Origin of the sequence: Streptomyces sp. MMBL 11-1, assembly GCF_028622875.1 — a bacterium.
In the GTDB taxonomy this organism is placed as follows: Bacteria; Actinomycetota; Actinomycetes; order Streptomycetales; family Streptomycetaceae; genus Streptomyces.
This window is the reverse complement of sequence record NZ_CP117709.1, coordinates 5,026,458-5,051,626: the sequence shown is the minus strand read 5'-3', so window position 1 is coordinate 5,051,626 and position 25,169 is coordinate 5,026,458. Positions and strand designations below refer to the sequence as shown.

Genomic DNA, 25,169 nt, shown 5'->3' with positions numbered 1-25,169 from the left:
TCGTGGCCCCGGCCACGGCCGCCGGGCACCCCTTGTCCTCTTTCCGCCCCGACTGTCAGTGGCCTGCGGTAGCTTCCGACGTACCGGGTGACGGATGCCACAGCGCGGCTGCGCGCGACAGGGGTGGAGCGATGAGCGATCTGACCACGACGACGGCCACAGGAGCGGCGGCGGGCGCCGGGGGCGAAGCCGCCGGGATCGACAGCCGCCTGGAAGGGCACCGGATCGAGCTGACGGGGTACTGCTACCGGATGCTCGGATCCGCCTTCGAGGCCGAGGACGCGGTGCAGGACACCCTGGTGCGGGCCTGGCGCAACTTCGACAAGTTCGAGGGCCGCTCCTCGCTGCGCTCCTGGCTCTACCGGATCGCCACCAACGTCTGCCTGGACATGCTGAACGCGGGCAACAAGCGGGCCCGCCCGGTCGATCTGACGGGCCCGACTCCGCTCGCCCAGGCCGCGCTGAGCCCCCGCCCGGAGAACGTCTGGCTGGAGCCGATGCCCGACGGCCGGGTCCTGCCCTCGGTCCAGGATCCGGCGGAGGCGGCCGTGGCGCGCGAGTCGGTGCGCCTCGCGTTCGTCGCCGCCCTCCAGCACCTGCCGCCCAAGCAGCGCGCCGTGCTGATCCTGCGCGAGGTCCTCGCCTGGAAGGCCGCGGAGGTGGCCGAGCTGCTGGAGACCTCCGTCGCCTCGGTCAACAGCGCCCTGCAGCGGGCCCGCGCCACACTGACCGAGACGGAGGACCGGGCGGGCGATGCTGCGGACCCCCTCGACGAGGAGCAGCAGAAGCTCCTGGAGCGCTATGTGAAGGCGTTCGAGGGATATGACATGGCCGCCCTGACCGCGCTGCTCCACGAGGACGCGGTGATGACGATGCCGCCGTTCGACCTGTGGCTGCGGGGCACCGGGGACATCACGGGCTTCATGACCTCCATCGGCGCGGCGTGCGCGGGCTCCAGGCTGGTGCCCGTCTCGGCCAACGGGTCCCCCGGCTTCGCGCACTACAAGCCCGCCGAGGACGGGGACGGGTTCGTGCCGTGGGCGGTCCAGGTCATCGACATCCGGGACGGGGCGATCACCGGGATGCACTGCTTCCTGGACGTCCCGCGCTGGTTCCCGCTGTTCGGTCTGTCGGACCGGCTCCCGGCCGACGCCTAAGGGCTGTCGTCAAACTGCCGTCGTCGCCCGTAGGGCGGCCGCGCGGCGTCGCGAGCGTGCGTGCCGGGCGTCGCGCGGCAGACGGCAGCCTGACGACAGGACCTAGCGGTCACCGGACGGGCCGGCGCCCCGGGGCACACCACCGGGGCGCCGGGCCGGTCGCGGGCCGCACGCACGCCGGTGCGGGCCCGACGCCCGTTCCGCCCAGCGCGGGTGTGGGCCCGGCACCCGTCCGCCCGGCGTCCGTCCGCCCGGCGTCAGTACGGGCCCGGCACCCGTTCGTCCGGGGCCTCCTCCGGGGTCTCCTCCAGGGCCACCACGTCGGCCAGCCCCACCAGGTCCAGCAGTGACCGGAGTTCGGGGGGTACGCGGCGCAGCCGCAGGGTGCGTCCGGACCGGCGGGCGACGAGCCCCAGCCGGGCCACCGCCTCGACCAGCGTCAGATCCGGCCCGGTCACCCCGCCCACATCGCAGTCCACCGCCGCGCCCGGGGCGAGGGCCCCTCCACGAGGGCCGGCGAGAGCACGCTCCAGCTCGGCGCAGAGGTCGGGTACGGCGGCACGGCTGACCCGGCCGGTCACAGTCAGGGCGATCGGATTCTCGGCATCCACACCAGGGAGACCGGACCGGCGGGCGAAATTCATCGGCCCCTTCCGCGCGACCTCCGTCGCGGAGGGGCATTTTGCGACAACTGTGCCCCTCTGGTGCCCCTCTCGTGAACCAACTCCCCCGCTGTCCCCTCTAGTTCCGTGAACCGACGGGCCGCGGCCGTCCTTTCTGCGTCTCTGCGGACCGGCGGGACCGAGAAACCACCGAGTTCTCCAGGGGGAGAGTTGCGCAGACACGTGAGAAACGCGTGCATACCGGCGGTCGCCACCGCCGTGGCCGTGGCACTGGCGGCGGGCATGACCACGTCCGCCGTCGCCCAGCCGGATCCGAGGGGGGCGTCCGGCGCCCGGGCCCAGGACCGCGCCCAGGACAGGGAGCTGCGTCAGCTGACCCTCGTCACCGGCGACCGGGTCAGCGTCGACGCGCAGGGCAAGCCGGTCGCCTTCCGGCCCGCGAAGGGCCGGGAGAACATCCCGGTGCAGCGGATGAGCAACAAGGGGCACACGCTCGTCGTCCCGGCCGACGCCCACCGGCTGATCGCCTCCGGCAAGCTCGACCGGCGGCTGTTCGACGTCACCGAGCTGAGCCGTCCGGAGAACCTCCGGGCCCAGCGGGACGGTCTGAAGCTGATCGTCGGCTACCGGGGCAAGCAGGCCGCCACCGCGAGGGCACAGGTCCGCGACGCGGGCTCCACCGAGGTCGGCCGGAGCCTGACATCGCTGAACGCCGAGTCGGTGACCACACCGACCGCCGACGCGCCGGCCATCTGGAAGGCGCTCACCGACCGGCGCGCGGGCGGTGAGCGGGTCACCACCGCACCCGGCATCGACCGGGTCTGGCTGGACGGGGTGCGCCGGGCGAGCCTCGACAGGAGCGTCCCGCAGATCGGCGCCCCGGCGGCGTGGAAGGCCGGGTTCACCGGCAAGGGCGTCAAGATCGCGGTCCTGGACACCGGGACGGACACCACCCACCCCGACCTCAAGGGCCAGATCCTCGCGGAGAAGAACTTCAGCGCCGCCAAGGACACCAAGGACCGGGTCGGCCACGGCACACACGTCGCCTCGATCGCGGCGGGCACCGGCGCCAGGTCGGGCGGGAAGTTCAAGGGCGTGGCCCCGGACGCCAAGCTGCTCGCGGGCAAGGTGCTCGACGACGACGGGTACGGCGACGACTCCGGCATCCTGGCCGGAATGGAGTGGGCGGTCGCCCAGGGCGCCGACATCGTCAACCTGAGCCTCGGCGGGCTCGACACCCCGGAGGTGGACCCGCTGGAGGCCGCGGTCGACAAGCTGTCGGCCGAGAAGGGCGTCCTGTTCGCCATCGCCGCGGGCAACGAGGGCGACGGCGCGGGCACGGTGGGCTCGCCGGGCAGCGCGACCGCGGCGCTGACCGTGGGCGCGGTCGACGACCGGGACAAGCTGGCGGACTTCTCCAGCCGGGGCCCCCGGGTCGGGGACGGGGCGGTCAAGCCCGACGTGACGGCCCCCGGAGTGGACACCACGGCGGCCATCCCGTCCGGCTCGCAGATCGCGAAGGAGGTGGGGGAGAACCCCGCCGGCTACGCGACGATCTCGGGTACGTCGATGGCCACCCCGCACGTGGCGGGCGCGGCCGCCCTGCTCAAGCAGCAGCACCCCGACTGGACGTACGCCGAGCTGAAGGGCGCGCTGACCGCGTCCGCGAAGCCCGGCGCGTACAACCCGTTCCAGCAGGGCTCCGGCCGGATCGCGGTGGACCGGGCGATCGCCCAGACCGTCGTCGCCGACCCGGTCTCGGTGAGCTTCGGGGTGCAGCAGTGGCCGCACACCGACGACGAGCCGGTCACCGAGAAGGTCACCTACCGCAACCTCGGCACGAGCGACGTCACCCTCGATCTGAAGGTGACGGGCACCGGCCCGACGGGGAAGCCCGCTCCGGCCGGCTTCTTCACGCTCGGCACGGACAAGGTCACCGTCCCGGCGGGCGGCACGGCGGAGGCGACGCTGACCGCCGACACCCGGCTCGGCTCCACCACCGACGGCACGTACTCCGCGTACGTGGTGGCCACCGGCGGCGGGCAGAGCGTGCGCACGGCCGCCGCGGTCGAGCGTGAGGTGGAGAGCTACGACGTCACGGTCAAGCACCTCGGGCGGGACGGCCGTCCGGCCGCCCACGCGGACACCACGCTCTTCCGCTTCAATGCCGAGTCCGGCAACCCGTTCCTGAGTCCGCGGGTCGTCGACGGCACCGCGAAGATCCGGGTTCCCAAGGGCACGTACGTGGTCAACTCCACGGTCTACAACGACCCGGACGACGTCACCAAGGGCGCCGACTGGATCGCCCAGCCGAAGATCGCGGTCACCAAGAACACCTCGCTGACGTTCGACGCCCGCAAGGCGAAGCCGGTGAAGGTCACGGTGCCGGACGCGAAGGCGAAGGCTGAGCTCTTCTCCCCGGACTACGTGGTGGAGGCGGCGAACGACGCGGTCTCCTTCGGCTGGCTGGCGGAGTCGCCGGCCGGCATGCGTACCCTCCACGCCGGACCGAAGATCACCGACGGTTCGCTCGCCCAGCACTGGATCGGCACGTGGAGCAAGGGCGCGTCGACCGAGTACGACATCGCGGTCGGCGGCACGGTCAAGCAGCTCGCCACCGGCTTCGACCGGAAGTTCAGCACGGCGCAGCTGGCCAAGGTGAAGATCGCCATGGGCGCCGCCGCGCCGAAGAAGAAGGGTTCGATCACCGCCTTCCCCTTCCTGCCCACGCAGGGCGGGGGCTGGGCGACCTCGATCGATCAGAAGCTGCCCGGCACCCGCACGCTGTACGTCTCCACCGCGGACAAGGTGGCCTGGACCTTCGACTTCGACCAGCAGGGCCCGGTCGACGCGGACGGCTGGCCGACGTACGAGGCCAACTACCAGGTCGGCAAGGAGGCGACGTACAAGGCGGGCAGGACGTACACGAAGGCCGTGAACACCGCGGTGTTCGGCCCGCTGGTGAACAAGGACTACGGCGTCGTCCGTGAGGGCAACGAGATCACCGGCACTCTCCCGCTGCTGGCCGACGGCCGGGGCAACGCGGGCGGGATGCTGTTCACGTCGGCCAAGACCGTCCTGTACCGCAACGGCAAGAAGCTCGGCCAGAACAGCGACCCGGTGGGCGGCGGCGGCAAGCCCTTCCAGGTCCCGGCGGGCGCGGCCGACTACCGGCTGACGACCACGGTCAGGCACAGCGCGAAGGTCAGCCCGCTCTCCACCCGGGTGGACGCGGCCTGGACGTTCCGCTCGAAGAAGACCGCGTTCACGATGCTGCCCGTCTCCACCGTCCGGTTCACCCCGGCCGTGGGCACCGACGGCCGGGCCAAGGCCGGCAAGACGGTCTCGGTGCCGGTGAAGGTGCACGGCGCCGCCGCGGGCAAGAACCTGAAGTCGCTGAAGACGTACGTCAGTTACAACGGCGGAAAGACCTGGAAAAAGGTCACCGTCAAGAAGGGCAGGATCACGGTCAAGAACCCGGCCAAGGGCAAGGCGATCTCCTTCTCCGCCAAGGTCACCGACAAGAAGGGCAACACCTCGTCGGTGAAGATCTACAGCGCGTACCTGGGCAAGTGACGGGCGCTCGCGGGTAGTTCACCGCACGTATGACGGCGGCCCGCCGCACGGATCCTCTCCGTGCGGCGGGCCGTCCGCGTGTCAGCTGACCGGGAAGACGCTGGTGTCCAGGACCAGCCCGAACGGCTCGGGAAGGGTCAGTTTCCGCCCGTACTCGACCGTTTCCAGCACGCGGTACGTACCACCCTCCGGCTCCCCGTACAGCGTCGCGGTCGGATGGCCGGAGTGCCGGGGGTCGAGGAGCAGGAACAGCTCCACCCCGGCCCTGGCATAGCCGTTCACCTTGCTGACGCGGTCGTGGTTGGCGTTGGCACGGGAGGTGATCTCGACGACGAGGCGGGCTTCCTCGGCGGGCACGGTGAGGCCCGGCCCGGAGGCCGTGGCGCGGTCCACGACCACAAGGTCGGGGATGTAGATCCCGCCCCGTCCGGGCAGCGAGAGGCCGAGGGTCTGGTAGATCCCCCAGTCCTCCGGAATGACGGTGTAGAGCCTGCGCTGGAGCAGGGCAGCGGTGGTGTGGTGGTCCTTGGACGGCGGTGGCGACACGGTGACGATCTCCTCGATGATCTCCACCCTGCAGCCCTTGGGTGCGTCCGTCTCCTCCCAGATCCGGACGAGGTCGTCCCAGTCCTGGTCCTGCCCCTGGTCCGGCACGGGTTCGACGGTGAGTGCGCTCACGGCGGTCTCCTCTATCGGTACGTCACCTGGGGCCTCGCCTCGGAGTCCAGCATGCCGAACGGGACCGGTGGCAGTCCACCGATCCCGTTCACCCGTATGGGGAAACCGCAGGTCAGGCGATACGCTCCCGCACCACCGGCAGCGGTGCGAACGACGTGCCGGCCGGGGCGATGTCGTACGCCCCGGGCAGTGCCTTCAGCGCGTAGTCGAACTTCTCCGGGGTGTCCGTGTGCAGCGTCATCAGGGGCTGGCCCTCGGTGACGGTGTCGCCGGGCTTGGCGTGCAGCTCGACGCCGGCGCCCGCCTGCACCGGGTCCTCCTTGCGGGCGCGGCCCGCGCCGAGGCGCCAGGCGGCGACGCCGACGTCGTAGGCGTCCAGGCGGGTCAGCACGCCGGAGGAGGGTGCGGTGACGACGTGCTGCTCGCGGGCGGTCGGGAGCGTGGCGTCCGGGTCGCCGCCCTGGGCGGAGATCATCCGGCGCCAGACGTCCATCGCCGAGCCGTCGGCGAGGGCCTTCTCCGGGTCGGCGTCCTTGAGCCCGGCGGCGTCCAGCATCTCGCGGGCGAGGGCGAGGGTCAGGTCGACGACGTCCCGCGGGCCACCGCCGGCCAGCACCTCGACCGACTCGCGGACCTCCAGCGCGTTGCCCGCGGTGAGGCCGAGCGGGGTCGACATGTCGGTGAGCAGCGCGACCGTGCGGACCCCGCTGTCGGTGCCGAGCGCGACCATGGTGGAGGCCAGTTCGCGGGCGTCCTCGATGGTCTTCATGAAGGCGCCGGAGCCGACCTTGACGTCCAGGACGAGTGCCCCGGTGCCCTCGGCGATCTTCTTGGACATGATGGAGCTGGCGATGAGCGGGATCGCCTCGACGGTGCCGGTGACGTCGCGCAGCGCGTACAGCTTCTTGTCGGCGGGGGCGAGGCCGTCACCGGCGGCGCAGATGACCGCGCCGGTGGTGTCGAGGACGTGTCGCAGCTCCTCGTTGGAGATGCGGGCCCGCCACCCGGGGATGGACTCCAGCTTGTCCAGGGTGCCGCCGGTGTGGCCGAGGCCCCGGCCGCTGAGCTGCGGCACGGCCGCGCCGCAGGCGGCGACCAGCGGGGCGAGCGGCAGGGTGATCTTGTCGCCGACGCCGCCGGTGGAGTGCTTGTCGGTGGTGGGGCGGGACAGCCCGTCAAAGCTCATCCGCTCGCCGGAGGCGATCATCGCGGCGGTCCAGCGGGCGATCTCGGTGCGGTTCATCCCGTTGAGCAGGATCGCCATGGCGAGGGCGGACATCTGCTCGTCGGCGACCTCGCCGCGGGTGTAGGCGTCGATGACCCAGTCGATCTGCTCGGGGGTCAGCTCGCCTCGGTCCCGCTTGGTGCGGATGACGGAGATGGCGTCCATGGGAATCCTTCCGGCCGGGTGCGTACGCAAGAGTCCGGACTGACTTTTGCGTGGATAGAAGAGGGGGAAGAGCGGTGGCCCTTCCGAGAGAGGGAAGGGCCACCGCCAGGGGATACGGGGTTCAGCCGAGGTGCTGCGGGCCGAAGGCCTGGGGCAGCATCTCGTCCAGCGTGCGCCGCCCGTCGGGCGTCTCCAGGAGGAGTTCCGGGCCGCCGAACTCGTACAGCAGCTGCCGGCACCGGCCGCACGGCACCAGAACCGCCCCGGTGCCGTCCACGCAGGTGAAGTGGGTCAGCCGACCGCCGCCGGTGGCGTGGAGCGCGGAGACCAGACCGCACTCCGCGCAGAGCGACAGGCCGTAGCTGGCGTTCTCCACGTTGCAGCCGGTGATCGTGCGCCCGTCGTCCACCCGGGCGGCGACGCCGACCGGGTAGCGCGAGTAGGGGACGTACGCGCGGGACATGGCGTCCCGGGCCGCCTCCCGCAGGGCGTCCCAGTCGGCCTCGCCGAAAGCCGTGGCGGGCGGGGATCCGGCGGCGGGCGGCGTCACTTGCCCTCGCCCTTGCGGTACGGGATGCCGTTGGCCTTGGGCATCCGCAGCCGTTGCGCGGAGAGCGAGAGGACCAGCAGCGTCGTGACGTACGGGGCGGCGTCGACGAACTGGCTCGGCACCTGGTCGGTCAGGAAGTACCAGGTGAACAGCAGCGCCGAGACGGCCGCCGAGATCACCGCGGCGACGTACTTCTTCCGGTACAGCTGCCAGAACACCGCGACGACCAGCAGGATCGCCAGCAGGAGCAGCATCGCGTGGACGTTCTCCGCGCCACCGCGCAGCTTGAGGCTGTCGGTGAAGCCGAAGAGCCCGGCGCCCAGCGCCATACCGCCCGGCATCCAGTTGCCGAAGATCATCGCGGCGAGACCGATGTAGCCGCGGCCGCCGGTCTGGCCCTCCTGGTAGATGCCGGTGGCGACGATCGCGAGGAACGCGCCGCCCAGACCCGCCAGACCGCCGGAGACCGTGACGGCGATGTACTTGTACTTGTAGACGTTGACGCCGAGGGTCTCGGCGGCCACGGGGCTCTCGCCGCAGGAGCGCAGCCGCAGTCCGAACGGCGTGCGCCACAGGATCCACCAGGTGGCGGGGATCAGCAACAGGGCGACGACGGTGAGCAGGGAGAGCCCGGTGACGAGCCCGCCGATGATGCCGGCGATGTCGGAGATCAGGAACCAGTGTTGTTGTTGCAGGTCCTGCATCCAGTCCGAAAGCCCTGGAACGGTGATCCTGTCGATCGGATCGATGCGCGGGGACTGCTTGGAGGAGCCGCCCTCGATGCCGTCGAAGGCGAAGTTGGAGAGGTAGCGGGTGACGCCGACGGCGAGGATGTTGATGGCCACGCCGGAGACGATGTGGTTCACACCGAAGGTGACGGTGATGACCGCGTGCAGCAGGCCGCCGAGGCAGCCGCCGAGGACGCCGAAGAGGACGCCCACCCACGGGCCCCACTGGAACCCGGCCCAGGCGCCGAACCAGGTGCCCAGGACCATCATGCCTTCGAGGCCGATGTTGACGACGCCCGCGCGCTCGGCCCACAGACCGCCGAGGCCGGCGAGGCCGATCGGGACGGCGAGTGACAGGGCGCCGCGGACCTGGCCGACCGAGGTGATGTCGTTCGCGCCGCTGATGAGGCGCACCAGGGAGATCAGGGCGAGGGCGCCCGCGATGATCAGGAGGACGACGGGCAGGGAGAGCTTGCGGCGCCCGCCCTTGGCGGGGGCGAGGCGTGCGGCGGTGGCTTTGCTCGTGCTCACAGGGCCGCCTCCTTCTCGGTCTTGAGGGCATGGCCGGCGGCGAGCTCCTCGCCGACCTTCTGCTGCTGGCGGCGGATGCCGTACCGGCGGACCAGCTCGTAGGAGACGACGACCGAGATCACGATCAGACCCTGCATGATCGTGGCGATCTCCTTCTCGTACCCGTACTGGTCGAGCGAGGCCGACGACTTGTCCAGGAAGGCGATCAGCAGGGCGCTGAAGGCGATGCCGAGCGGGTTGTTGCGGCCCAGCAGCGCGATGGTGATGCCGGTGAAGCCGACACCGGTGGGGAAGTCGAGGCTGTAGGTGTGGGTGTCGCCGAGCAGCGTCGGCATTCCGGCCAGGCCCGCGACCGCACCGGAGATCAGCATCGAGGTGAGGATCATCTTCTTGGCGTCCACGCCGGAGGCCTGGGCGGCGCTCGCGCTGGCGCCGGTGGCGCGCAGGTCGAAGCCGAAGCGGGTGCGGTTGAGCACGAACCAGTACAGGAGACCGCAGCCCGCGGCGACGAAGGTGAAGCCGTAGATCTCGCCTGCCTGGTCGCCCATCGGCAGCCCCGGGAACCAGCCGGACTCCGGGATCTCACCGGTGGTCAGGTTGTTGGACCCGGCGGGCTGCTCGCCGAAGTTCTTCGGCAGGATCATCCAGGCGACCAGGGCGGTGGCGATCGAGTTGAGCATGATCGTCGAGACGACCTCGCTCACCCCGCGGGTGGTCTTGAGGAAGCCCGCGATGCCCGACCAGAACGCGCCGACCAGCATCGCGACGATCACGATCAGCGCGATGTGCAGCGGCCCCGGCAGGCTGACGCTCGCGCCGACCAGGGCGGCCATCATGGCGGCGAGGCGGTACTGCCCGTCGACGCCGATGTTGAAGAGGTTCATCCGGAAGCCGATGGCCACGGCGAGTGCGGCGAGGTAGTACGTACCGGCCTGGTTGACGATCAGGACCTGGACGTCGACGTAGCCGGCCGACTCGAACATGATCCGGTACGGCTCGAAGGGGTTGCGGCCGGAGGCGAGCAGCACCACGGTGGTCAGCGCGAGGGCGACGACCAGGGCGAGCACCGGGCCGGCGAAGCCCAGGATCAGCCGGTCCTTGTCGAATTTCTTCATCGGGCCTCGTCCTCCGGGCTTTCGAGGTGACCGGTGGCGGCGCCGGTCATGGCCGAGCCCAGTTCCTCCGGGGTGATGGTGGCCGGGTCGGCGTCGGCGACCAGTCGGCCTCGGTACATGACGCGCAGGGTGTCGGAGAGGCCGATCAGCTCGTCCAGGTCGGCCGAGATCAGCAGGACGGCCAGCCCTTCCCGGCGGGCCTCGCGGATCTGGTCCCAGATCTGCGCCTGCGCGCCGACGTCCACGCCACGGGTGGGGTGGGCGGCGATCAGGAGCTTCGGTGCGTGGCTCATCTCGCGGCCGACGATCAGCTTCTGCTGGTTGCCGCCGGAGAGGGAGGCCGCGGTGACCTCGATGCCGGGGGTGCGCACGTCGTACTCGCGCACGATGCGCTCGGTGTCGGTGCGGGCCGCCTTGTTGTCCAGCAGCCAGCCGCGGCTGTTGGGCTTCTCGGTGACGTGGCCGAGGATGCGGTTCTCCCAGAGCGGGGCCTCCAGGAGGACGCCGTGGCGGTGGCGGTCCTCGGGGATGTAGCCGATGCCTGACTCGCGCCGCTTGCGGGTGGGGACGTGGCTGATGTCGTCCTGGTCGAGGGTGATCACCCCGCCGTCCGGGTCGCGCATGCCGATCAGGGCCTCGATCAGCTCGGTCTGCCCGTTGCCCTCGACCCCGGCGATGCCGAGGACCTCGCCCTGGTGGATGGTGAAGTCGATGCCGGCGAGCACGTCGCGGACGGTGCCGTCGGGGTCGGTGACCGTGAGCGCCAGGTCCCGCACGCGCAGCATCGGCACGTCGGTGACGGTGGACTCGCGGGTCTCCGGCGAGGGCAGCTCGCTGCCGACCATCAGCTCGGCGAGTTGCTTGGTCGTGGTGGACGCCGGGTCGGCGGTTCCCACGGTCGTACCGCGGCGGATGACGGTGATCTCGTCGGCGACGGAGAGCACCTCGCCCAGCTTGTGCGAGATGAAGATGACGGTCAGGCCCTCGGACTTGAGCTCGCGCAGGTTGGCGAAGAGCGCGTCGACCTCCTGCGGTACGAGGACCGCGGTCGGCTCGTCCAGGATCAGGATGCGGGCGCCCCGGTAGAGGACCTTGAGGATCTCCACGCGCTGCCGGTCGGCGACCCCGAGGTCCTCCACGAGCGCGTCGGGCCGGATGCCCAGGCCGTACGCGTCGGAGATCTCCTTGATCTTCTTCCGGGCGCCGGAGCCGATGCCGTACAGCTTCTCGCCGCCCAGGACGACGTTCTCCAGGACGGTGAGGTTGTCGGCGAGCATGAAGTGCTGGTGCACCATGCCGATGCCCCGCTCGATGGCGTCGCCCGGGTTGGCGAACGAGACCTGCTCGCCGTTGATCGCGATGGTGCCCTCGTCCGGCTTCTGCATGCCGTAGAGGATCTTCATCAGGGTGGACTTGCCGGCACCGTTCTCACCGACGAGGGCATGGACCGTGCCCTTGCCGATCGTGATGTCGATGTCGTGGTTGGCGACGACGCCGGGGAAGCGCTTGGTGATGCCGTGCAGTTCTACGGCAGGGGGACTGCTGGACGCGTTGATGACGCACTCTCCTTGGCCGGACAGGAGCGGGGGCGGAGGGGCTGAGGGGCTCTGGGGGGCGGGGGTGAAGTTATCGCGCCGGAGGGCTGTCTACACGCGTAGCGCTGCCGAATCGTGAAACACAGGTGCACGTCACGGTCCGGACGCACGGTCCGGGCCGGGTGGGAGAGCACTGCGAGAGGCGGATCTTCTTCGGGTGGGACGGGGAAGCTCGGGCGGTGCCGCGCAAGCTCGACGTTCGCGCTCCGCGGCGGGGAGCCTGTCCGTACGGCGGTGAGCCTGTCCGTACGGGCGGGGAGCCTGTCCGTACGGCGGGGATGGGCCCGCGGCCCTGTCCGTCCACCGGCCGGTGCGGCGCGGGGACGGACAGGGCCTTCGGGAAACCAGCTGTACGGCAGGAGGCTCCGAGCTGCTTACGGAGCGGTCTTGACGGTGATCTTGCCGTCGATGATGTCCTGCTTGGCCTTGTCGACGGCCGCGATGACGTCGGTCATCTTGGTGAACGCCGGGTTGGACATCGACAGGCCGACGCCGTCCTTGTCCAGGCCGTAGCGGATCTCACCGGTGGTCGGCTTGCCGTCCTGGACCGACTTGATCAGGTTGAACACCGAGTCCTCGACATCCTTGGTGACCGAGGTCAGGATGGACTCCTTGTAGGCCGCGAGGCCCTTCTGCTTGTACTGGTCGGAGTCGACGCCGATGTTCCACGCGCCGGCCTTGGAGGCGGCCTCGATGGCACCGGAACCGGCCAGACCTGCGGCCGAGTAGATCACGTCGGCCTTCTTGTCGAGCTGGCCCTGGGCAGCGGCCTTGCCGAGGTCGGGCTTGGAGAAGCCGTCGAAGTTCGGCGGCTGGGTCAGGTACTGCGGGAGGACCTTGACCGCGGGGTCGGTGTCCTTGGCGCCCTGGATGAAGCCCGCCTCGAACTTCTTGATCAGCGGGGTCTCGACACCGCCGATGAAGCCGATCGTCTTCGTCTTGGTGACCTTGGCGGCGGCGACGCCGGCGAGGTAGGAGCCCTGCTCCTCGTTGAAGACGATGTTGGCGATGTTGTCGCCGGTCACCGAGGCGTCGTCGATGATGCCGAAGGTGGTCTTCGGGAACTTCGGCGCGACCTTCTTGATGGCCGGGGCGTAGGCGAAGCCGACGCCGATCACCGGGTTGTTGCCGGAGCGGGCCAGCTCCGTGAGGCGCTGGACCTTGTCCGCGTCCCCCTCACCGTCGGAGGGCTCGGCCTCGCTGCCCTTGACGTCGAGGTCCTTCTCCGCCCTGGCGAGTCCGGCGTAGGCGGCGTCGTTGAACGACTGGTCGCCGCGGCCGCCGATGTCGTACGCGATGGCGGCCTTCTCGCCGCCCGAGTCGGAACCCGCGTCCGACGACGTTTTTCCGCCACAGGCGGTGACACTGAGAGCAAGCGCCGCGGACGCAATGCCCACGGTGGTGATCCTGGTGATCCGGCGCAAGGGAAGGCTCCTTCAAACCTGACCGAAGCGCCTCTTCCGGCGCTGGTTTCGCGGCGATCGTAACGCGCGTAGATGTCAGATAAGAGCACGTACGGAAGCCGTTACCGGATCGTCGTGAACAGAAGGCCTCCCGCGGGTCCACGAACGGCCCATGAAGACCGCGTCAACGCTCCGCTAACGGTTCCCGTCGAACAGCGCCGCGGCGGTGAACAGCTCGACCCCCACCGTGATGGCTTCCTCGTCCACGTCGAAGTTGCCGCGATGCAGGTCGAGCCCGCGCGTGTCGCCCGGGGTCCGGACGCCGAGGCGGGCCATCGCGCCGGGGACCCGCTCCAGGTACCAGGAGAAGTCCTCGCCGCCCAGGCTCTGCTCGGTGTCCTCGATCGCGTACGATCCGCGACGTTCGGTCATCGCCGCGTCCAGCAGGCCGATGGACTCGGCGTCGTTCACCACGGGCGGCACACCGCGCACGTAGTTGACCACGGTCTTGGCCCGGTGCATTCCGGCCACCTCGTCGATGGCGGCGTGCACCAGGTCGGGGGCCGCGCGCCAGGCTTCCAGGTCCAGGCAGCGGACGGTGCCGGAGAGCTCGGCGTGTTGCGGGATGACGTTGGGGGCGTGCCCGGTCTCCAGCCGCCCCCAGGTCAGCGCGAGCCCGGAGCGGGCGTCGACCCGGCGGGCGAGCAGCGCGGGCACGTCGACGGCGATCCGGGCGGCGGCGGTGACCAGGTCGGTGGTCAGGTGCGGCCGGGCGGTGTGCCCGCCGGGCCCGTCGAGCGTGACCTCCAGCCGGTCGCAGGCCGAGGTGATGGCCCCGATCCGCAGCCCGATCCGCCCGACGTCCACCTTCGGGTCGCAGTGCACGCCGATGATCCGCCCGACGCCCTCCAGCACCCCGGACTCGATGGCGTCGACGGCACCCCCGGGCAGGACCTCCTCGGCGGGCTGGAAGATCAGCCGCACGGCGTGGGGCAGCAGCCCCTCCCGGTCGAGCCCGGCGAGCACGAGCCCCGCCCCGAGCACGGCGGTGGTGTGCACGTCGTGCCCGCAGGCGTGCGCCCGGTCGGGCACGGTGGACCGGTAGGGCACGCCGGCCTTGGTGTCCGGGATCGGCAGCGCGTCGATGTCCGCCCGCAACGCCAGCATGGGCGTCGCCCCGTCCCACTCCCCCACGTCGCACATGATCCCGGTCCCGACGGCGAGAACCTTCGGCTTCAGCCCGGCCTTCTCCAGCCGGTCCTTGATGGCCGCGGTGGTGCGGAACTCCTGGTTGCCCAGCTCGGGATGCATGTGCAGATCCCGGCGGAAGGCGATCAGCTCGGCACGGAGATCGTCGGAGAGTCTGCCGGGCAGCTCACCTCCCCCGGGCTGGCCGGCCGGGTCGTGGGGGCGGGAGGCACGGGACTTCAACTGGTTCACCTTATGAAGCGTAGGCCCCCTGCCCCCTCAACTGGCCACAGATCAACAAAACTTCAGCCGTGCAGGCGAACAAAGTCCGCGTGGGGACGTGTGACGCAGGGTGGTTTCGGGTATAACCGTCGGCCTTCCACCACCATCCGCCGCTCACTCAGCGCACCCGAACCGGCGGCCTCACCCACCTGCCCGCCAGGACCCACGCATCCGAGCACCGCCCCTCCCTCCCACCGAATGCCTCCACGCCCTCGAGGAGCACCGGGTACGGCAGGACGGGGAACGCGAAGCGGCAGGATCAGCCCGGCAAGACAGCGGCCTCGTCTTCACCACGCCAACCGGGCCTCCCGCCCCGGCCAACCTCACCCGCCGCATCCGCTTCCACGACCTCCGCCACTCGACCGCCACCCTGCTCCTGGAGCATGACGTCGACCTCGTCGTCATCAAGGAACTCCTCGACCACGCCCACATCGGCGTCACCGGCCGACGTCTACGCCCACGTCCGACTCCACCTCCAACCCCAGGCCATCGACACCCTCGGCAATGTTCCCGGCCCGGCCGACGCCCCCGATGCCCCGCCCAACGCAGCCGTCGTCCGCTGACGTTGCCGTCAGCGTCGCCGTCAAACACCTGTGGGTCGCGGTTGTGAGCAGAGGAATGTCCGTCGCAGCCCAACCGCACTGGCTCAGTTCCCCGCCTCCGAGGTCGGTCCACGCCTGCACGTCACGGAACCAGCCGCTGCCCGCCCGGCCGTTGTCGGTTCCGTACTTAGGGTGGCGGCTGTCGTTGATGTCCGGCCCGCCCACCGGGCCGTCCGGGCGGCAGCCCGTGGGGTCGCTGAACGCCACCGGGGCGTTGTTCGCGTACGAGTAACCGTGGGTCTGCTGCGGGCCGGCGAGGTCCAGGATCGGGTCCACGCTGATGAAGCGGCCCGTGGCCGGGTCGTACTGGCGTGCGCCCAGGTGGGTCAGACCCGTGTCGGAGGCACCCTTGCCCGGGTCCTCCACGGTGGTGGAGCGCTATGGCAGCTGATTGACCGGACGCGTTCAATCGCCGTGTGGGGACGCAAGACCAAAATGTGACCACTGTGTGTGTCCCATCGCACAGTGGTCACATCTGTAACCCGTGTTCTTCACACTCGTACGATGAGCGATTGGCGACAGGCATCACACAGATCTCTTGTGCACCACCCGTCGCACACGTACCGACGCGTGGGGCGCGAGGCCCGGCGTCCAGGCCTCGGAAGGTTCTTCCATGTCTTCTGTCTCGCGTCGTACTGCCCTGGGCATTCTCGGGGTCGGGGCGGTGGGTGCCACCGGGCTGGTCTACGGCTATGTGAACGATGACGTTCCGACCGACGTCCTGCCCAACCGTGCTGCCAGCCGCACCGGCAAGAATCCCGTGGTCACCGAGAACGCCCGCGCCGGCACCCGCACCTGGCAGATCGAGGGCGACGCGACGCGCGCGGCCAACGACCGGGACGGGCAGATCCAGGGGTACGCCTCCACGACCTCGGCCGCGGCCGGGGATTCGGTTGCGTTCCACGTATCGGTGCGTCCGGCCCAGGAGTTCACGGTCACGGTGCACCGGATCGGGTACTACGACGGGCAGGGCGGCCGTGAAGTGGCGCAGAGTCCCGCGTTGCGCGGTGTCGCCCACGACGTTCCGGAAGCCCATCCTGAGCACGGGATGATCGACTGCGGCTGGCCCGTCTCCTGGACCCTGGACATCCCCGAGAACTGGGTCTCCGGTGTCTATCTCGCGGTGTTCACGACGAAGGACGGGCATCGCAGCAGTACGCCGTTCGTCGTCCGGGAGACCGGTCGGGCGTCCGACATCCTGGTGGTCCTGCCTTTCACGACGTACCAGGCCTACAACGCCTGGCCGCAGGACGGGCGGACCGGTAAGAACCTCTACAAGGGGTTCAACGCCCAGGGGAAGAACGGCGGGAACGCGGAGCGTGCCTTCAAGGTGTCGTTCGACCGCCCGTACTCCGACGGCGGACACCCCCTGTGGTTCGAGATGGACAGCAGTCTCGCCCGGTGGGCCGAGATGTCCGGCTACGACGTCACCTACGCCTCCAGCCTCGATCTGCACGAAGGCCGGGTCGATCCCACGAAGTACGCGGCCATGGTCTTTCCCGGCCATGACGAGTACTGGTCCCGGCAGATGCGTGACGTAGCCGAGAAGGCCATCACCTCGCGCACCCATCTCGCCTATCTGGGCGCCAACAACATCTACTTCCACATCCGCATGGAGAAGTCGTCGGCGGGCACCGAGAACCGCGTCGTCGCCTGTTACAAGCAGGACCCCGATCCCACTCCGGACGAGCACGGTCCGACCGTGCGCTGGCGCGACCTGGAGAAGAAGCGCAAGCACGCCGAGCAGCGTCTGCTCGGCGTGCAGTACAACGGCATGCTCGCCAAGCCCGTACCGCTCGTCGTGCGTCGGTCCGACCACTGGCTGTGGAAGGGCACGGGACTCGCAGACGGCGATGAGATACCGAACCTCATAGGCATCGAGGCCGACGGCCGTGACCGCAAGACCAAGCTGCCGCGCAAGGCGGCCCAGCAGTTGCTGTCCCACTCGCCCTACCAGGACAGCATGGGGCGTGGTGAGCGGATCCAGAACACCAGCCTGGTCCAGCACCGCGACGGGACCATGGTCTTCGTCGCCGGCACCTTCTTCTGGCCGCTGGCGCTCATCTCCCCGGACCACATCGACAGCCGGATACAGACGGCCACCAGCAACCTCTTCGACCGGATGCTGACCCGCACCGTACGGGCGTAGGTCCTGTCGTCGAACTCCCGTCGTCGCCCGGAGGGCGGCCCTGCGGGGTCAGGTGCGTGCTCTCGGCGCGCCGGGCGCACGTCCTCGTACTGGACGTACTCGGGCGGGTGCCCGGTGCGGCGAGAGTGCGTGCACGGCGCCGCGGGGCAGACGGGAGTTCGACGACAGGGCCTAGCCCTCACGTCGCCACCGACGAAAGCCGCTGCACCCCCCGCGCCGTCTCCGTGACCCCGCTCAGGAAGCCCTGGGCGCGGGGCGAGGCCGTGGTGCGGAGCCATTGCGGGTCGATGTCGCAGACCGCGACGTTCACGCCCGTGCCGGCCAGGGCCAGCGGGAGGGTGTGGACGACCGTGGAGGGGAAGCTGACGATCGTGCGGCCGATGGGGCCGCGGCGGGCGATGAGTTCGAGCGGGAGGTCCGGGCGGACGATCTCCAGGCCGGTGGCGGCTTCCAGGGCGCGGAGCTTCTCGGCGGACTCGCGTCGGTGGGCGAAGTAGCGGGTGGCGCCGTGGGTGCGGGCCAGGGTCGTGACCGCCTCCTGGTACGGGACGGGGTCGACGACGCCCGTCTCGACCAGGGAGGTGCCGACCAGGTCCGCGCCCTTGCCGATGCTGGGCGGGCCGAAGCGGGCGCGGGTCCAGGCGAAGGTGTTCGGGGTGACCGCGATGCCGGGCGGAGCCTCGACCGGCATCGCGGTGAACACCTCGACCGTGTGGTCCGCCGTCGGGGTGAAGCGGCGGCGGGCCGTCGCCGTGACCGGGGCCAGGACCAGTTCGCGCGGTCCCGTACGGCCCCGGCGGTGCCAGCGGGTGAGGCGTTCGCCCCGGGCCAGCTGGGCGACGAACTCCATGGTGGCCGTGCCGTCGTCGACCACCGTGAGGCGGTCGGCGCGGACCAGGGTCAGCAGGAGCTGCACATAGCGGGAGAAGGGGTCGCCGATCACTATGTGGTCCGCGCGCCGGACCAGGCCGGCCAGGGCGCGCAGGGCCTTCAGGGGGGCGCCGGACTCGCCGCGCGCCTCCTGCCAGCGGACCGTGATGCCCTCGTCGCGGGCCAGCTCCGCCATCCGGCGCAGCTGACCGCGCGACATCGGGTCGACCGGGGGGAGGACGACGACCGTGGTGGCGGCCGGATCGTCTCCCCCCTGGGTGTGAACCCACTCCAGGACGTTCAGGAGCTGGACCGGGCTCTCGACGAAGGCGAGGTTCACCGGTCGGCGCTCAGACCGCGACCGGCTCGGGGGCCGGCGCGTTCTCGGTCTCGGCGACGACGCCCGCGACGCGGCGGAGCTTCTTCATCGGGCCGAGCTCGGACTCGTACACCTTCTTGACGCCGTCGCCGAGCGACTGCTCGATGGTGCGGATGTCGCGGACCAGACGGGTCAGGCCCTGCGGCTCGACGGAGGCGGCCTGGTCGGAGCCCCACATCGCGCGGTCCAGGGTGATGTGGCGCTCGACGAACGTGGCGCCGAGCGCGACGGCCGCGAGGGTGGTCTGCAGGCCGGTCTCGTGGCCGGAGTAGCCGATCGGGACGTTCGGGTACTCCTGCTGGAGGGTGTTGATGACCCGGAGGTTCAGCTCCTCGGCCTTCGCCGGGTACGTCGAAGTGGCGTGGCAGAGCAGGATGTTGTCCGAGCCGAGGACCTCGACCGCGTGGCGGATCTGCTTCGGGGTCGACATGCCGGTGGAGAGGATCACCGTGCGGCCGGTGGCGCGCAGGGCGCGCAGCAGCTCGTCGTCGGTGAGGGAGGCGGAGGCCACCTTGTGGGCGGGGACGTCGAACTTCTCCAGGAAGGCGACGGCCTCGGTGTCCCACGGGGAGGCGAACCAGTCGATGCCGCGCTTGGCGCAGTGCTCGGCGATGGCGGTGTACTCGGCCTCGCCGAACTCGACGCGGTGGCGGTAGTCGATGTACGTCATCCGGCCCCAGGGGGTGTCGCGCTCGATGTCCCACTGGTCGCGCGGGGTGCAGATCTCCGGGGTGCGCTTCTGGAACTTCACGGCGTCGCAGCCGGCTTCGGCGGCCGCGTCGATCAGCGCGATGGCGTTGTCGAGGTCGCCGTTGTGGTTGATGCCGATCTCGCCCGTGATGTAGACGGGGTTGCCGGGGCCGGCGGTGCGGGTGCCGAAGGTGCGCAGGCGGGAGGTGCTCATGGTGGTGCTTCCTTATGTGGTGGGGACTGTGGGGACAGAGGGAGTGGTGGTGAGGGTGGGGCCCAGCAGCCAGGCCGCGATCTCGCGGATGGCTCCGTAGCCCCCGGGGGTGGTCGTGACGGCGCGCGCCGCGGCGCGTACCGAGTCGTGGGCGCTCGCGACGGCGACGGGCCAGCCGGCGAGGGAGAAGCAGGGCAGGTCGTTGACGTCGTTGCCGACGTAGAGGACCCGGTCGGGGGCGATGGACTGCTCGTCGCACCACCGCTTCAGCGCCTCGTCCTTGCGGTCGATGCCGTGCAGGACCGGGATCTGGAGCTTGCGGGCCCTGGCCGCGACGACCGGGTTCTGCTCGGTGGAGAGGATCAGGAGGGGGACTCCCGCCTTGCGCAGCGCGGCGATGCCCAGGCCGTCGCCCCGGTGCACGGCGACCGTCTCGCGGCCCTCGGAGTCGATCATGACCCGGTCGTCGGTCTGGGTGCCGTCGAAGTCCAGGACGACCGCGTCCACGTCCGCGAGGGAGGGCAGCGGGGAGGGGTCCAGGAGCGGGGCGAGCGCGCGGGCGCGGGCCAGGTCGTGCGGGTCGTCGATCTCCAGCACCCGCGCCGGGTCTGTGGGCACGAGGGCGGTGTGGCCGAAGAAGCGGTGGCGGTGGGTACGGAAGCCCGCCGCGTCCATCGCGTAGGCGGCGCCGGTCTCCAGGTGGTCCTGGGGGCGGTCCTGGCGGCGGGGGCGTACGGACTTGTCGTGGTTGACGCCGTACGTTCCCTCCTCGACCGCGTGCCCGTCGCGCCAGACGAAGCCGTGGAACGGGGCGACCGTGACGGCCGTGTCCGCGCCCTCCTGGGCCACCGCCCGGGCGACGCCGTCGATGTCCTCGCGGGAGACGAACGGGCTGGTGCACTGGACGAGGAGGACCACGTCGACGCTCCGGGCCCGCTCGGCCTCGTAGACGTCCATGGCGTGCAGCACGGCCGCTTCGCTGGTCGCGGTGTCGCCCGCGATGGCGGCGGGGCGCTCGACGACGTGCAGCCGGTGGGCGGCCCGGAGGTCGGCGGCGGCGGTCCGGGCGGCCTCGGCGATCGCCCCGTCGTCGGTGGTGACGGCGACGTCGGTGACCTCGGGTGCGGCGAGCGCGGCGCGGACGGCGCGGGCGACCAGGGGGATGCCGCCGACCTCGGCGAGGTTCTTGGCGGGAACGCCCTTGGATCCGCCGCGGGCGGGGATCACGGCGAGGACGGTCGGGGTCGGGGGCGGTTGCATCGTTGTCCCTGGGGTCATGGTGGCTGCTCCTGGAGTCGTGGGCCCCCAGGCCCCGGGGGTTCCTGCGGAGGTGGTCACAGCTCCCCCATCCGGCGGATCACGGGGGCGACGCGCTGGACGCCCTGGCGGTAGGCGCCCCGGGCCGCGTTGCGGACGGTTTCGCGCACCGCGCCCCGGACCCGGCCGGGTTCCTGCGGTGCGGCCGCGCCGGGCAGGGGCGTGCCGTCGGGGGCCAGGTGGTGGCGGGCGAGGATGCCGGGGAGGTAGCCGGGGGCGGTGGCCGGTGTGTAGTAGGGGGCCAGGGGTGGGAGCCGGCCGTCGTCGAGGAGGGCGGTGACCTTGGCGCGGGCCGTGTCGTAGGCGGTGCCGTACGAGCCGTCGGCGGCGACGCCCTGGCCGGCCAGCCACGCCCCGTCGGGCCGGGGCCGGATACCGCCGTCGAGCCGGTCCCAGGAGGTGAGGAGCCCGGAGCCGACGAAGTGGTGGTTGCCGAGCGTCTCGCGGACGCCGAGGTCGGTGAGGACCGCGGTCGGGATGCGGCGGTGCAGGGACTCCAGCGCGGCCGTCGAGGAGACCGTGACCAGGAGGTCGGTGCGGTCCAGGACTTCGCCCATGTGCCCGTACACCAGGCGGAAGTTGGGCGGCAGACCGCCGGGCAGCCGCTGCGCGAGCTTCTGGTAGGGCAGCTCCTCGATGTGCGTGGTGTGCTCACCGGGCTTGGAGCGCAGCTTGAGCAGCACCTCGCGGCGCGGGTGCAGCCGGGCGTGCTCGACGAGCCTGCGGAGCAGGTACGTGCGGTCGGCGCGCGAGGCCGGCACGGAGGGCTGGGCGGCGAACACCACCGTGTCGCGGCCCTCTTCGGGGCGGTAGGGGTCTCCGCCGAGGAAGGGGAGGGCGGCCTCCGTGACGGCGGAGGCGTCGGCGCCCACTCCCTCGTAAACCGCGCGGAAACGCTCCGCGTCGTGGGCCGAGTTGGCGAGGACGACGTCCGCGCCGTGGCGGAGGAGGAGCCCGTCGGCGAGCTTCTCGTAGACGACGCCCACGTATCCGGTGACGATGACGGGCCGACGCGGCAGGCCGAGGGCGGCGAGGCCGTGCAGCATGGCCTGGACGCCGCCGCCGACGAGGGCGAGGACGACGAGGTCGTACCCCTCGTCGCGCACGGTGTGCAGGAACTCGACGGCGGTGACCTCGCGGACCCGGCCGGCGTCGATCCCGACCTCGCCGACCTCCGCGAGCTGGCGGGGCGTCGGGGTGGCCCGGCCGCGCAGCAGCAGCCCGCTGACCTCGACGGGCCGCGCGTCCGGGCCGTCCGCCGCCCCGGCGGTCAGGCGGCGCGCGGTGAGCGCGCCCCATTTCCACCGGGTGTCGGAGTCGGCGAGGACGGCGACCCGCAGCGCCGGTCGGAGCGCGGCGGGGGTTTCGGCCGGTTCGGCCTCATTGCTGGTACGTGGGGGCACGTCCTAGAAGTTAGGAAGGCATTCCGATGCGCGGCCCAACGTGATGGCAACAGATGGTTAACAGCGAGCCGACGCTTGGGGGCCGGGCCCGAACGCACCCTCAATTCCGGCCCCGGAAAAGGCGATTCACCTTGGTGACGGGTGTTGTTCACCTGCTGGGCGCATTGCGGAAAAGGAAAGAGCCACAGCCGCTCCTAACGTGATGCGCGTGGTTAAGCTCTCCGTCATCGTGCCGTTCTTCAACGTGCAGGCCTACGCGCCCGACACCCTCAGAAGTCTGCGGGCCAACGCCCGCGAGGATTTCGAGTTCCTTCTCGTCGACGACTGTTCGACCGATGAGACCCCCCGGCTGCTGCGCCGGGCCGCGGACGAGATCCCGGGGGCCGTGCTGCTGCGGCACGAGGTGAACGGCGGTCTGGCGACCGCGCGCAACACCGGTCTGGAGGCCGCCCGCGGGGAGTACATCGCTTTCCTGGACGGCGACGACTGGCTGGCCCCCGGGCATTACGAACGGCTGGTGGCCCGGACCGAGGCGCTGGGTTGCGACTTCGTGCGGACCGACCACGTCCGGGCGAGCGGCAGCTCGCGGACCGTACGCCGGGTGCCGCACGGGCCGCACGGGGTGGTGAGCGACCCCCGGGCCGCGATCCTGCCCGCCCACCGCACCACCTCCGTGGACTACGCGTTCGCCTGGGCGGGCCTCTATCACCGGCGGCTGCTGGACCGGGGGCTGCTCCACTTCACCGACGGGCTGCGCACGGCCGAGGACCGGCCGTGGATCTGGCGGCTGCACCGGGAGGCGCGGTCGTTCGCCGTCCTGGGCATGCTCAGCCATTTCTACCGGCGCGGGGTGGCCACGTCGCTGACGCAGATCCGCGATGTGCGTCAGCTCGATTTCCTGCGCGCTTTCGACCAGGTGATCGCCGAGACGGCCGCCGACCGTGACGCGGACGCTTTGCTGCCGAAGGCCGTACGCACCTATTGCGCGGTCATCGCCCATCATTTGGGCGCCCTCGACACATTCGAACCGGCCGTGGCCCGCGAACTGAAGTCGCGCGGCGCGGCGGCCCTGGGACGCCTTCCGCAGCGGCTGCTGGACGAGGCTCTCGACGCCATGGACGTGACACGGGCGACCCGGGTGCGCAGGCTGCGCCGCCGTCCGGTCGCCGCGAAGGGGGCCTCGGCCGCATGACCATCCGGATCTTCCACGCCTCCTCGCCCGCCGCGACGGTGCTGCTCGCCGCGGCGATCGACGCGGGCTGCTTCACCGAGCCCGACCGGCGGATCCTGCTGCTGTCCCGGACGGGGCCGGCTCCGGAGACCGTCGCCGACGTCTCGGAGACCGCCGGCTTCGAGCGGCTGCGCGCCCGGTTCGACGAGGTGCTCTCGTGGAACGACGCGATCTTCCCCTTCCACCCGGCCGGCTGGACGCCCCGGGGTGACGACGCCCCGTTGTGGGAGCGCCACTTCCGGCGCGCATGGGGTCTCGGCGACGAGGAGCTGGAGCTCGTCGTGGACTCCCCGCACGCCGGTCCCGCCCGGGCGCTCACCCAGGTCTTCGCCGGTGCCCCGGTCGATGTGTACGCGGAGGGGCCCGGCGGCTACGGCCCGACCGGGGAGAAGATCCCCCCGCTGACCGGGGTCCGGGTGCGGCGGCTCCTCCACGCGGATCTGGTCCCGGGGGCGCGTCCGTTGCTGCTGGGCGAGTACGGGGTGGAGCCGCGGGCCGTTCCCGCCGAGGCGTTCACCAAGGTGTTCGGTGAACTGGCGGACGCGGGCGTGGAGCTGCCGGCCGTCGAGGCGCCCGCGCTGCTGCTCGGCCAGGATCTCGCCGGGGCCGGGCTGATCCCGGCCGCCGAGGAGGCGGAGCTGCGGCTGGAGATGGTGCGCGGGGCGGCGGCCCTCGGCCACCGCCGGCTGGTGTTCGCGCCGGACCCGTACGCCCCCTGGGAGGACCCGGCGGCGCTGCGCGCCGAGGCGGACCGGCTGGACGTCGAACTGACCGTGCTGGACAGCCCCGTGCCGGTGCCGGCCGATGTGCTGCTGCACCGGTTGCGGCCCGCGCTGGTCGTCGGCTGCACCTCGGCCGCGCTGTTCGGGGCGGCCCGGTTCCACGGCCTCCCGGTGGCGGCCGTCGGCACGGGCCTGCTCCTGGAGCGGCTGACCCCGTACGAGAACGCCGAGCGGATACCGGCGACGCTCGCCGACGCCCTGCTGCCGGGGATCGGTGACGCGGAGGCGGTGGCCGCGCGGACGCCCCGCACCGGTGCGACGGGCGGCACGGAGGCGGTCGCGGTGCAGCCACCGTGCTCCGGTGCGGCGGGCGGCACGGAGACGGTCGCGGTGCAGCCGCCGAGTTCCGGTGCTACGGGCGGCACGGAGGCGATCGCGGTGCAGCCGCCGTGCTCCGGTGCGGAGTTGGACGGTCTGCTCGCGGCCGTCGCCTTCGCGATGCGGCCGAAGGTCCGCCCCGATCTGCGCCCGGCCGCCGAGCGCTATCTCTCCGCGCACCTGGACGATCGCACCTGGCGCTACTTCAAGCGCCGCCGGCTGGCCTCGCTCGCGCTTCCGGGAGTGGTCCCGGCCCGGCTGGCGTTCCTGCGGAGCAGCCCGGCCCTGCGCCGGGTGGCCCGGCGGGCCAAGGCCCTGCGCAGCGGCCGGGGCTGAGGAGCCTCCGGGGCGGCGGGCAGGGCGCACACGCGGCGGGCCCTGCCCCGGGGGGCGAGGGC

General features: G+C 71.4%; 18 protein-coding genes and 2 pseudogenes. 6 read left to right on the top strand and 14 right to left on the bottom strand.

All coding sequences use genetic code 11. From position 1 onward, the window contains the following. Positions 1-131: 131 nt before the first annotated feature. Positions 132-1,157 carry a sigma-70 family RNA polymerase sigma factor gene (locus tag PSQ21_RS22395; RefSeq protein ID WP_274032417.1) on the top strand — a complete coding sequence of 342 codons (1,026 nt, stop codon included), beginning with the start codon at positions 132-134 and terminating at the stop codon, positions 1,155-1,157. A gap of 257 nt (positions 1,158-1,414) precedes the next feature. Here PSQ21_RS22395 and PSQ21_RS22390 read toward each other — a convergent pair whose 3' ends face one another. Then, positions 1,415-1,801: an STAS domain-containing protein gene (locus PSQ21_RS22390; protein WP_274032415.1), complete on the bottom strand. Its 387-nt coding sequence runs from the start codon at positions 1,799-1,801 to the stop codon at positions 1,415-1,417. Between the two features lie 201 nt (positions 1,802-2,002). Here PSQ21_RS22390 and PSQ21_RS22385 point away from each other — a divergent pair, with 201 nt between their 5' ends. Next, the gene (locus PSQ21_RS22385; protein WP_443334401.1) at positions 2,003-5,356 is read left to right on the top strand and encodes a S8 family peptidase; all 3,354 of its coding nucleotides are present in this window, start codon (positions 2,003-2,005) and stop codon (positions 5,354-5,356) included. A gap of 81 nt (positions 5,357-5,437) precedes the next feature. On the opposite strand, the gene PSQ21_RS22380 is transcribed toward PSQ21_RS22385, so the two are convergent. The 8 genes from PSQ21_RS22380 to PSQ21_RS22345 all read right to left on the bottom strand — a co-directional run bounded on the left by PSQ21_RS22380 (position 5,438) and on the right by PSQ21_RS22345 (position 14,777). Further along, on the bottom strand, positions 5,438-6,034 hold the full coding sequence (locus PSQ21_RS22380; protein ID WP_274032413.1) for a Uma2 family endonuclease: 597 nt from the start codon (positions 6,032-6,034) through the stop codon (positions 5,438-5,440). Positions 6,035-6,146: 112 nt separating this feature from the next. Then, positions 6,147-7,424 (bottom strand): thymidine phosphorylase, encoded by a 1,278-nt coding sequence (locus tag PSQ21_RS22375; RefSeq protein ID WP_274032412.1) that lies wholly within the window; start codon positions 7,422-7,424, stop codon positions 6,147-6,149. Positions 7,425-7,545: 121 nt separating this feature from the next. Beyond that, positions 7,546-7,974, bottom strand: coding sequence for a cytidine deaminase (locus PSQ21_RS22370; protein WP_274032410.1), 429 nt, complete (start codon positions 7,972-7,974; stop codon positions 7,546-7,548). Then, positions 7,971-9,233 carry an ABC transporter permease gene (locus PSQ21_RS22365; RefSeq protein ID WP_274032408.1) on the bottom strand — a complete coding sequence of 421 codons (1,263 nt, stop codon included), beginning with the start codon at positions 9,231-9,233 and terminating at the stop codon, positions 7,971-7,973. The genes PSQ21_RS22370 and PSQ21_RS22365 overlap by 4 nt, the downstream gene beginning before the upstream one ends. Beyond that, entirely contained in the window at positions 9,230-10,348 is a 1,119-nt protein-coding gene (locus PSQ21_RS22360; RefSeq protein WP_274032406.1) for an ABC transporter permease, read from the bottom strand. Before PSQ21_RS22360 ends, PSQ21_RS22365 begins: the two co-directional genes overlap by 4 nt. Further along, positions 10,345-11,928, bottom strand: coding sequence for an ABC transporter ATP-binding protein (locus tag PSQ21_RS22355; protein ID WP_274035889.1), 1,584 nt, complete (start codon positions 11,926-11,928; stop codon positions 10,345-10,347). Before PSQ21_RS22355 ends, PSQ21_RS22360 begins: the two co-directional genes overlap by 4 nt. A gap of 389 nt (positions 11,929-12,317) precedes the next feature. Further along, positions 12,318-13,367 carry a BMP family lipoprotein gene (locus PSQ21_RS22350; protein WP_274032405.1) on the bottom strand — a complete coding sequence of 350 codons (1,050 nt, stop codon included), beginning with the start codon at positions 13,365-13,367 and terminating at the stop codon, positions 12,318-12,320. Positions 13,368-13,541: 174 nt separating this feature from the next. Beyond that, a complete protein-coding gene (locus PSQ21_RS22345) occupies positions 13,542-14,777 on the bottom strand; it encodes an amidohydrolase (protein ID WP_274035888.1) in 1,236 nt (411 codons plus the stop codon). Positions 14,778-14,935: 158 nt separating this feature from the next. On the opposite strand from PSQ21_RS22345, the pseudogene PSQ21_RS22340 reads away from it, so the two are divergent. Continuing rightward, a pseudogene (locus PSQ21_RS22340) lies at positions 14,936-15,379 on the top strand (tyrosine-type recombinase/integrase); the annotation flags it as partial. 195 nt (positions 15,380-15,574) lie between these two features. On the opposite strand, the pseudogene PSQ21_RS22335 reads toward PSQ21_RS22340, so the two are convergent. Continuing rightward, positions 15,575-15,754 (bottom strand): annotated as a pseudogene (locus PSQ21_RS22335) (RHS repeat-associated core domain-containing protein); the annotation flags it as partial. Positions 15,755-16,031: 277 nt separating this feature from the next. On the opposite strand from PSQ21_RS22335, the gene PSQ21_RS22330 reads away from it, so the two are divergent. Next, on the top strand, positions 16,032-17,567 hold the full coding sequence (locus PSQ21_RS22330; protein WP_274032403.1) for a N,N-dimethylformamidase beta subunit family domain-containing protein: 1,536 nt from the start codon (positions 16,032-16,034) through the stop codon (positions 17,565-17,567). A 178-nt stretch (positions 17,568-17,745) separates the two neighbouring features. Here the strand turns inward: PSQ21_RS22330 and PSQ21_RS22325 are convergent, their stop codons facing one another. The 4 genes from PSQ21_RS22325 to PSQ21_RS22310 form a co-directional block, all read right to left on the bottom strand. After that, entirely contained in the window at positions 17,746-18,777 is a 1,032-nt protein-coding gene (locus PSQ21_RS22325; protein ID WP_274032402.1) for a hypothetical protein, read from the bottom strand. 10 nt (positions 18,778-18,787) lie between these two features. After that, positions 18,788-19,720: an N-acetylneuraminate synthase family protein gene (locus tag PSQ21_RS22320; protein WP_006127058.1), complete on the bottom strand. Its 933-nt coding sequence runs from the start codon at positions 19,718-19,720 to the stop codon at positions 18,788-18,790. A gap of 12 nt (positions 19,721-19,732) precedes the next feature. Further along, positions 19,733-20,980, bottom strand: a complete 1,248-nt coding sequence (locus PSQ21_RS22315) for an acylneuraminate cytidylyltransferase (protein ID WP_274035887.1) — start codon at positions 20,978-20,980, stop codon at positions 19,733-19,735. 74 nt (positions 20,981-21,054) lie between these two features. Then, positions 21,055-22,440, bottom strand: coding sequence for a DUF6716 putative glycosyltransferase (locus PSQ21_RS22310; RefSeq protein ID WP_274032398.1), 1,386 nt, complete (start codon positions 22,438-22,440; stop codon positions 21,055-21,057). A 208-nt stretch (positions 22,441-22,648) separates the two neighbouring features. Here PSQ21_RS22310 and PSQ21_RS22305 point away from each other — a divergent pair, with 208 nt between their 5' ends. Next, on the top strand, positions 22,649-23,632 hold the full coding sequence (locus PSQ21_RS22305) for a glycosyltransferase family 2 protein (RefSeq protein WP_274032397.1): 984 nt from the start codon (positions 22,649-22,651) through the stop codon (positions 23,630-23,632). Further along, positions 23,629-25,107 (top strand): polysialyltransferase family glycosyltransferase, encoded by a 1,479-nt coding sequence (locus tag PSQ21_RS22300; RefSeq protein WP_274032396.1) that lies wholly within the window; start codon positions 23,629-23,631, stop codon positions 25,105-25,107. The genes PSQ21_RS22305 and PSQ21_RS22300 overlap by 4 nt, the downstream gene beginning before the upstream one ends. Positions 25,108-25,169: the final 62 nt, after the last annotated feature.

What these genes read in the sequence shown, in the direction of transcription:
- PSQ21_RS22375 (WP_274032412.1), bottom strand. Translation starts at nt 7,424, where the DNA reads ATGGACGCCATCTCCGTCATCCGCACCAAGCGGGACCGAGGCGAGCTG.
- PSQ21_RS22330 (WP_274032403.1), top strand. Translation starts at nt 16,032, where the DNA reads ATGTCTTCTGTCTCGCGTCGTACTGCCCTGGGCATTCTCGGGGTCGGG.
- PSQ21_RS22360 (WP_274032406.1), bottom strand. Translation starts at nt 10,348, where the DNA reads ATGAAGAAATTCGACAAGGACCGGCTGATCCTGGGCTTCGCCGGCCCG.
- PSQ21_RS22320 (WP_006127058.1), bottom strand. Translation starts at nt 19,720, where the DNA reads ATGAGCACCTCCCGCCTGCGCACCTTCGGCACCCGCACCGCCGGCCCC.
- PSQ21_RS22390 (WP_274032415.1), bottom strand. Translation starts at nt 1,801, where the DNA reads ATGAATTTCGCCCGCCGGTCCGGTCTCCCTGGTGTGGATGCCGAGAAT.
- PSQ21_RS22300 (WP_274032396.1), top strand. Translation starts at nt 23,629, where the DNA reads ATGACCATCCGGATCTTCCACGCCTCCTCGCCCGCCGCGACGGTGCTG.
- PSQ21_RS22315 (WP_274035887.1), bottom strand. Translation starts at nt 20,980, where the DNA reads ATGCAACCGCCCCCGACCCCGACCGTCCTCGCCGTGATCCCCGCCCGC.
- PSQ21_RS22395 (WP_274032417.1), top strand. Translation starts at nt 132, where the DNA reads ATGAGCGATCTGACCACGACGACGGCCACAGGAGCGGCGGCGGGCGCC.